Source organism: Rhizobium sp. PRIMUS64, from assembly GCF_023006465.1.
GTDB lineage: Bacteria > Pseudomonadota > Alphaproteobacteria > Rhizobiales > Rhizobiaceae > Rhizobium > Rhizobium leguminosarum.
On record NZ_JALBGX010000017.1, the window covers coordinates 83,588 to 91,679 of the forward strand.

The window sequence follows — 8,092 nt, forward strand, 5'->3', positions numbered from 1 at the left end:
TGTTAAGCCCATGACCATTTATCAAAATCTGATCGCCGGCGAATGGGTCGGCTCGAACGCGACGAAGAACATCAACCCGTCGGATACGAATGAGGTCGTCGGCCTCTATGCCGACGGCAGCGCTGATGACACGAGAAACGCCATCGCTGCCGCCAAGGCCGCTTTCCCGGCCTGGTCGCGTTCGGGCATCTGGGAGCGCCACGTCATCCTGAAGAAGGCCGGCGACGAGATCATGGCGCGCAAGGACGAGCTCGGGGCGTTGCTTGCCCGCGAAGAAGGCAAGACGCTGCCGGAAGCCACCGGCGAGGTTATCCGCGCATCGCAGATTTTCGAATTCTTCGCCGGTGAGGCGCTGAGGCTGGCCGGCGAGGTCCTGCCGTCGGTTCGTCCGAATATCGGCATCGAGATCACCCGCGAGGCTCTCGGCGTCATCGGCATCATCACGCCGTGGAACTTCCCGATCGCCATTCCCGCCTGGAAGATCGCGCCGGCGCTCTGCTACGGCAACACCATCGTCTTCAAGCCGGCCGAACTGGTGCCCGCCTGTTCCTGGGCGATCGTCGATATCCTGCATCGCGCCGGCCTGCCGAAGGGCGTGCTGAACCTCATCATGGGCAAGGGCTCGGTCGTCGGCCAGGCCATGCTCGAAAGCCCCGACGTTCACGGTATCACCTTCACCGGTTCCACCGGCACCGGCAGGCGCGTCGCCGCTGCCTCGATCGAGCATAACCGCAAGTTCCAGCTGGAAATGGGCGGCAAGAACCCGATGGTCGTGCTCGACGATGCCGATCTCAACATCGCCGTCGAGGCAGCCGCCAATTCCGGCTTCTTCTCCACTGGCCAGCGCTGCACCGCGTCGTCGCGCCTCATCGTCACCGAGGGCATCCACGACAAATTCGTCGCGGCGCTGACCGACAAGCTGAAGACGCTCGTCGTCGACAACGCTCTGAAGGCCGGCACCCATATCGGCCCTGTCGTCGATGAGCGGCAGCTGAAGACCGATACCGACTATATCGAGATCGGTAGAAAAGAAGGCGCGAAACTCGCCTTCGGCGGCGAGGTGATCGCCCGCGAAACGCCCGGCTTCTATCTGCAGCCGACGCTGTTTACCGAAGCGACCAACCAGATGCGGATCTCGCGCGAGGAGATCTTCGGGCCTGTTGTGTCGGTGATCCGGGTCAAGGATTACGACGAGGCGCTGGCGACGGCCAACGACACGCCGTTCGGGCTCTCTGCCGGCATCGCGACGACGAGCCTGAAACATGCGACGCATTTCAAGCGCAATTCCGAGGCCGGCATGGTGATGGTCAACCTGCCGACCGCCGGCGTCGATTTCCACGTTCCCTTCGGCGGCCGCAAGGGCTCGTCCTACGGCCCGCGCGAGCAGGGCAAGTACGCCGCCGAATTCTACACAACCGTCAAGACCGCCTACACGCTGGCTTGAGACAAATGCGATGAACCGGGCCGTACGAGGCGGTCCGGCGATATCCCGAAGGATAGAGACGATGAAAAAGAAAGCGGAATGGCCGCGCAAGCTGAGGTCGCAGGAATGGTACGGCGGTACGAGCCGCGACGTGATCTATCACCGCGGCTGGCTTAAGAACCAGGGTTATCCGCACGACCTGTTCGACGGCCGGCCGGTGATCGGCATCCTCAACACCTGGTCGGATATGACCCCGTGCAACGGTCATCTCAGAGAGCTCGCTGAAAAGGTGAAGGCCGGCGTATGGGAGGCCGGCGGCTTCCCGCTTGAGGTGCCGGTGTTCTCGGCATCCGAAAACACCTTCCGCCCGACCGCGATGATGTACCGCAATCTTGCCGCGCTCGCGGTGGAAGAGGCGATCCGCGGCCAGCCGATGGATGGCTGCGTATTGTTGGTCGGCTGCGACAAGACCACGCCGTCCCTTATCATGGGGGCGGCTTCCTGCGACCTGCCTTCGATCGTCGTCACCGGCGGGCCGATGTTGAACGGCTATTTCCGCGGCGAACGGGTCGGCTCGGGCACGCATCTGTGGAAGTTTTCCGAAATGGTGAAGGCCGGCGAGATGACGCAGGCCGAATTCCTCGAGGCGGAAGCCTCGATGAGCCGTTCGTCGGGCACCTGCAACACCATGGGCACGGCCTCCACCATGGCTTCCATGGCCGAGGCGCTCGGCATGGCGCTCTCCGGCAACGCCGCGATCCCGGGCGTCGATTCCCGCCGCAAGGTCATGGCGCAGCTCACCGGCCGGCGTATCGTGCAGATGGTCAAGGACGACCTGAAGCCCTCCGAGATCATGACGAAGCAAGCCTTCGAGAATGCCATCCGCACCAACGCGGCCATCGGCGGATCGACCAATGCCGTCATCCACCTGCTCGCGATCGCCGGCCGTGTCGGCATCGATCTTTCGCTTGACGACTGGGATCGCTGTGGCCGTGACGTCCCGACAATCGTCAACCTGATGCCGTCGGGCAAGTACCTGATGGAGGAGTTCTTCTATGCCGGCGGCCTGCCGGTGGTACTGAAGCGCCTCGGGGAGGCGGGCCTCCTGCACAAGGATGCGCTGACGGTATCTGGCGAAACCGTCTGGGACGAGGTCAAGGACGTCGTCAACTGGAACGAAGACGTGATCCTGCCGGCCGAAAAGGCGCTGACAGCTTCGGGCGGCATCGTCGTGCTGCGCGGCAACCTCGCGCCGAAGGGCGCGGTGTTGAAGCCTTCAGCGGCTTCGCCGCATCTGCTGGTGCACCGGGGCAGGGCTGTTGTCTTCGAGGATATCGACGACTACAAGGCCAAGATCAACGATGATAACCTCGACATCGACGAAACCTGCATCATGGTCATGAAGAACTGTGGGCCGAAGGGCTATCCCGGGATGGCCGAGGTCGGCAATATGGGGCTGCCGCCGAAGGTGCTCAAGAAGGGCATCCTCGACATGGTGCGCATTTCCGACGCCCGCATGTCCGGAACGGCCTACGGTACCGTCGTGCTGCACACCTCCCCGGAAGCGGCGGTTGGCGGGCCGCTCGCGGTTGTGAAAAACGGCGACATGATCGAGCTTGATGTGCCGAACCGTCGTCTGCATCTCGACATTTCCGAGGAGGAACTTGCGCGGCGGCTCGCCGAGTGGCAGCCGAACCATGATCTGCCGACATCCGGCTATGCCTTCCTGCATCAGCAGCATGTCGAGGGGGCTGATACCGGCGCCGACCTCGACTTCCTCAAGGGATGTCGCGGAAACGCGGTCGGCAAGGACAGCCACTAGTCGGGTTACCCAAGATATGGAAAAAGCGGGGCATCACCCCGCTTTTTTCTTGTCCGCCGGTTTTTCCAGGCTAACGGCAATCAGCCGTTCGACATGGCCATGCTGGGATCCTTGTCGAGGCTATGTTCGAAGAGTGCGCGGATCGCCGGCCATTTGTCTTTGCGGTCGGCTCAACTCTGGCTCTGGCTTTGCATCTGTCCGCCGTCCTCGACCTTCACGGTAACCGACAGCGTTTCGCCCGGCGTGCCGATGCGCATGCCTGAAATCGGCGCGGCGTCGCGATAGCAGAGGCCGGAGGCGACTCTGATGTAGCGCGCGTCCGGGCAAATCTCGTTCGCGGGATCGAACCCGACCCAGCCGAGGCCGGGAATATGGGCCTCGGCCCATGCATGGGTCGCAGCCTGTTCGATCTTTTCCTCCATCATCAAATAACCGGAGATGTAACGCGCCGGTACCTGCAAGGCGCGGGCGGCGGCAATGAAAATATGCGCATGGTCCTGGCAGACGCCGCTCTTCTTCTCTAACGCCTGTTCGGCGGTCGTCTCGGTGTTGCTGGTGCCGGGCTTGTAGTCGACCGTTTCGTGGATTGCGGCCATCAGCGCGTGCATGCGGGCAAGCTCGTTATCGCCACCGACGCCCTTGATCAGTTCCTTGACCAACTTGCCGCCCTTGGTCAGCGGCGTGTCGCGCAGGAAGAGCCAAAGCGGGCAGAAGCCGGTATGCGGGCCGGTGACGCCGTTATTGTCCTCCGTCTCGACCTCGCCTTCGGCGAGAATACGCGTCACATCCTGCTCGCCTTCCAGCGAGACCAGATTGACGTGATTGCCGTACTGGTCGTCATATTCCACTTCGGGGGTCGCGCCCTCGACGTTCAGCGCCCAGCCGAGCACTTTCTGGGCGGGGCTCGTCGGCGGCGTCAGCCGCAGCCTTTGCAGCGAGAACTGCGTCGGTCCGTCGTAGCGGTATTCGGTGAGGTGGCTGATCTTCAGTCTCATATTGTTATCCGCTTATACATAGAACCGGTAGCCGTCGGAAATTTCCGCGCCGAGCTTGTTATTGCGCGAGACGAAATCCTCCAGGAATTCGTGCAGGCCCTGATCCATGATATCCCGGATCGCTCTCGTCTGCAGTGTCTTGCGGATCGCATCCGCGGTATCGTGGGCAGGGAGCCGCTCCTCGTAATCCTGGGCGAGATAGCCGAGATTGCTGACGATCTTCTCGTAGCAATAGGCAAGCGAGCGCGGCATCTGGACATTGAGGGTCAGGAAGTCGGCGATGTTCATCGCCCGGTACTCGCCGTCATAGGCCCAGCTATAGGCGCGGTGGGCGGAGACCGAGCGCAGGATCGATTCCCACTGCACATTGTCGAGAGAGGAGCCGACGGCCGAGACCGAGGGTAGCAGCACGTAGTATTTCACGTCGAGGATGCGGCTGGTATTGTCGGCCCGCTCAATGAAGGTGCCGATGCGGGCAAAATTATAGAGCTCGTTGCGCAGTGTCGAGCCATGGAAGGCACCGCGGATGAGGCCCGCCCGGCGCTTGATGACATCGATCACCTCTGGCATTTCGGCCGCCTTGACGCGCTTTTCGAGCAGCGACTTCAAGTCGATCCAGCATTCGTTGGTGGCTTCCCAGGTCTCCCGCGTCAGCGCGGTGCGCACCATGCGGGCATTGTTGCGGCCGGACTCGATGCAGGACATGACGCTCGATGGATTGGCGCGATCGCGCAGCAGATAGTCGATCGCGTCGGCATTCGTCAGCTTCGTGTGGCCCTCGTCATATGCCTCGCGCACCCCAGCGCTTTGCAGCACGCCATCCCAATTGTCATCGCCTGCGCTGCTGCGGGTGAGCGACATGCGCAGCCCAGCATCGACGAGGCGGGCGATATTTTCGGCGCGCTCGATGTAACGGAACATCCAGTATAGGCCGTTTGCGGTTCTTCCGAGCATCAGTCCTCCAATACCCAGGTGTCTTTGGTGCCGCCGCCCTGGCTGGAATTGACCACCAGCGAGCCCTGCTTCAGCGCCACGCGGGTGAGACCACCCGGAATGATCTGAACCTTGTCGGATACAAGCACATAGGGGCGAAGGTCGACATGGCGCGGCGCGATGCCCTTGTTGACGAGGATCGGCACAGTGGAGAGCGACAGCGTCGGCTGAGCGATGTAATTGTTCGGCTTGGCCTTCAGCTTCTCGGCGAAATCGGCGCGCTCCTTCTTCGATGCCGTCGGGCCGACCAGCATGCCGTAGCCGCCGGAGCCGTGCACCTCCTTGACCACCAGCTCTTCCAGATGCTCCAGCACATATTTCAGGCTATCGGCTTCCGAACAGCGCCAGGTCGGCACGTTTTCGAGCAGCGCCTTGCGGCCGGTATAGAATTCGACGATCTCGGGCATATAGGAGTAGATCGCCTTATCGTCGCAAATGCCGGTGCCCGGCGCATTGGCGATGGTGATGTTTCCGGAGCGGTAGACATCCATGATGCCGGGAATGCCGAGCGCGGAATCGGCCCGGAAAGTCAGGGGATCGAGGAAGTCGTCGTCAACGCGGCGGTAGAGCACGTCGATCGCTTCGTAACCGCGTGTCGTCCTCATCTTCACCTTGCCGTCGATGACGCGCAGATCCGAGCCTTCGACCAGTTCGACGCCCATCATGTCGGCGAGGAAGGAATGCTCATAATAGGCGGAATTGTAAATGCCCGGCGTCAGCACGGCGACGCGCGGCTTGCCCTTGCAGCCAGGAGGGGCGAGCGAGGCGAGGCTCTGGCGCAACAGATAGGGGTAATCCTCGACACGCTGCACCTTGTTCTCATGAAAGAGTTCAGGGAACATCTGCATCATGGTTTCCCGGTTTTCCAGCATGTAGCTGACACCGGAGGGCGTGCGGGCATTATCCTCCAGCACGTAAAACTGGTCCTCTCCGGTGCGCACGATGTCGGTGCCGACGATGTGCGTGTAAACGCCGCCGGGCGGGCGGAAACCGATCATTTCAGGGATGAAGGTGACGTTGTTCTCGATCAGCTCACGCGGAACGCGGCCGGCGCGGATGATCTCCTGCTTATGGTAGATATCGTCCAGAAAGGCGTTAAGCGCGATCACCCGCTGCTCGATGCCTTGGGCGAGCTTGCGCCATTCGCGGGCGGAGATGATGCGGGGAATGATGTCGAAGGGGATGAGCTTTTCGGAACTGTCGGCGTGGCCGTAGACCGCGAACGTGATGCCGGTCTTCCGGAAGATGTTTTCCGCATCGCGGGACTTGGATATCAGATGCGCCCGGTCTTGGCTGTTGTACCACTCGAAGTATTTTTCATAAGGCGCGCGAGGACTTTCGTCCCCGGTAATCATTTCGTCAAATGCCAAAGGCTCGGCTCCCCTTTTTGTTCATTTGAATACAACGCAAATGGCAATGCAAGAACCATGCGCAGTTCGAGGAAAAGATTTTGCGCTGCGGGAAACGGGTGAAAATCTGGGCATTTAAGGTGATGCGATGCGGCATGGCGGATAATCAATCGCAAGGGCTGCGCAAAATCTGAGCATGTGACCGTTTTTCGTTCGGCCAGGGCGATCGAATATGGTCATGTGCGCGAGCTTCGCCGCCCTCCGTGGCAACCGCCATCGGGTCGTTGCATCAGCGAAATTTCAAATAAGCATCAACGCTTCGCTTTTGACTGCAGCCGCCGGGTGGGGCTATCAGCACGGCGAACCCTTCTCTCCCGAGCCATGCCCCATGTCTCTCGATCGCCTTGCCCCCGCCGTTTTCGTCCTGCTCTGGTCCACGGGCTGGGTAGTGGCGAAATACGCCTCGCTGCATTCAGAGCCCTTCACCTTTCTTTCGATACGCTATGCGCTGTCGGCGGCGGCATTCCTGGCGCTCTGCCTGGTGGTGCGGGCGCAATGGCCCAGTCGGGCGGCGACGCTGCGCGCCGTCTATTCCGGCTTCTTCCTGCATGGTTTCTATCTCGCCGGTCTCTGGTGGGCGATCGCCAATGGCGTGCCGGCCGGCATATCGGGCATCATCGCGGCGCTGCAGCCGTTGCTGACGGCGATGGCAGCTCCCTTCCTCATCGGCGAACGGCTGCAGCAGGCACAGAAGCTCGGCCTTGCTCTCGGCTTCATCGGCATTGCCATCGCCGTTTCGCCGAAGCTGCTCGATCCGGCGACCGCCGATCTCACGCATGCCGCCCTGCCGCTGGCGATCAACCTGGTCGCTATGGCGTCCGTCACCTACGGCACGCTCTATCAGAAGAAGCACCTGCAATCCGGCGACCTCAGAACCATCGCGACCTTGCAATATATCGGAGCACTGATCCTTACCCTGCCGCTTTCGCTGATCTTCGAGCATCAGCATTTCGACGGCGCCGCACAGGCCTATGGCGCGCTTGCCTGGTCGGTCTTCGGCCTGTCGATGGGCGGCGTCGGGCTGCTGCTTCATCTGATCCGTCGGGGCCAGGTGTCACGCGCCGCCTCGCTGATCTACCTGATGCCGCCAGCGGTCGCTCTCGAAGCCTTCATCGCCTTCGGAGAACCGCTGACCCTGCCGTTGATCGTCGGCACCGTAGTGGTCGTGACAGGCGTCTATCTCACCAACCGCAAGGCGTTCAGCGAGCATAGGCCTGCGGAGGTTTAGAGCGCCGTGCGTCCTTTCGGACGCGCAAAGGACGCTCTAACTCTTTGAATCTACGCGTCGTGCTTTCCGAAAATCGATTCCGATTTTCGGGCCGATGCGCTGGATAACAAAAAGGCCGGAGATATCCCCGGCCTTTTTGCTTTTCGATCGTTCAATTATCAGGCGCGTTCGCGGCGCTGGCCGCCGCCGTTGCGGGAGCCGGAGCCACCGCGACGGTTGCCG

General features: G+C 61.6%; 6 protein-coding genes. 3 read left to right on the forward strand and 3 right to left on the reverse strand.

Going from position 1 to position 8,092, the window contains the following annotated elements; all coding sequences use genetic code 11:
• Nucleotides 1-10 precede the first annotated feature (10 nt).
• Together MOV76_RS10035 and araD are read left to right on the forward strand one after the other, a co-directional pair.
• Nucleotides 11-1,444, forward strand: a complete 1,434-nt coding sequence (locus MOV76_RS10035) for an aldehyde dehydrogenase family protein (RefSeq protein WP_247264445.1) — start codon at nt 11-13, stop codon at nt 1,442-1,444.
• 61 nt (nt 1,445-1,505) lie between these two features.
• Complete coding sequence (araD, locus tag MOV76_RS10040) at nt 1,506-3,245, forward strand: L-arabinonate dehydratase (RefSeq protein ID WP_018243169.1); 1,740 nt, start codon at nt 1,506-1,508, stop codon at nt 3,243-3,245.
• A gap of 170 nt (nt 3,246-3,415) precedes the next feature.
• Here the strand turns inward: araD and MOV76_RS10045 are convergent, their stop codons facing one another.
• Genes MOV76_RS10045 through MOV76_RS10055 form a run of 3 tightly spaced genes read right to left on the reverse strand, consistent with a single transcriptional unit; the run spans nt 3,416 to nt 6,603 of the window.
• Nucleotides 3,416-4,240: a transglutaminase family protein gene (locus MOV76_RS10045; protein ID WP_018243168.1), complete on the reverse strand. Its 825-nt coding sequence runs from the start codon at nt 4,238-4,240 to the stop codon at nt 3,416-3,418.
• Between the two features lie 12 nt (nt 4,241-4,252).
• Complete coding sequence (locus MOV76_RS10050) at nt 4,253-5,194, reverse strand: alpha-E domain-containing protein (RefSeq protein ID WP_018446778.1); 942 nt, start codon at nt 5,192-5,194, stop codon at nt 4,253-4,255.
• Complete coding sequence (locus MOV76_RS10055; RefSeq protein ID WP_018446777.1) at nt 5,194-6,603, reverse strand: circularly permuted type 2 ATP-grasp protein; 1,410 nt, start codon at nt 6,601-6,603, stop codon at nt 5,194-5,196. Before MOV76_RS10055 ends, MOV76_RS10050 begins: the two co-directional genes overlap by 1 nt.
• 367 nt (nt 6,604-6,970) lie before the next feature.
• On the opposite strand from MOV76_RS10055, the gene MOV76_RS10060 reads away from it, so the two are divergent.
• On the forward strand, nt 6,971-7,870 hold the full coding sequence (locus tag MOV76_RS10060; protein ID WP_112906634.1) for a DMT family transporter: 900 nt from the start codon (nt 6,971-6,973) through the stop codon (nt 7,868-7,870).
• Nucleotides 7,871-8,092: the final 222 nt, after the last annotated feature.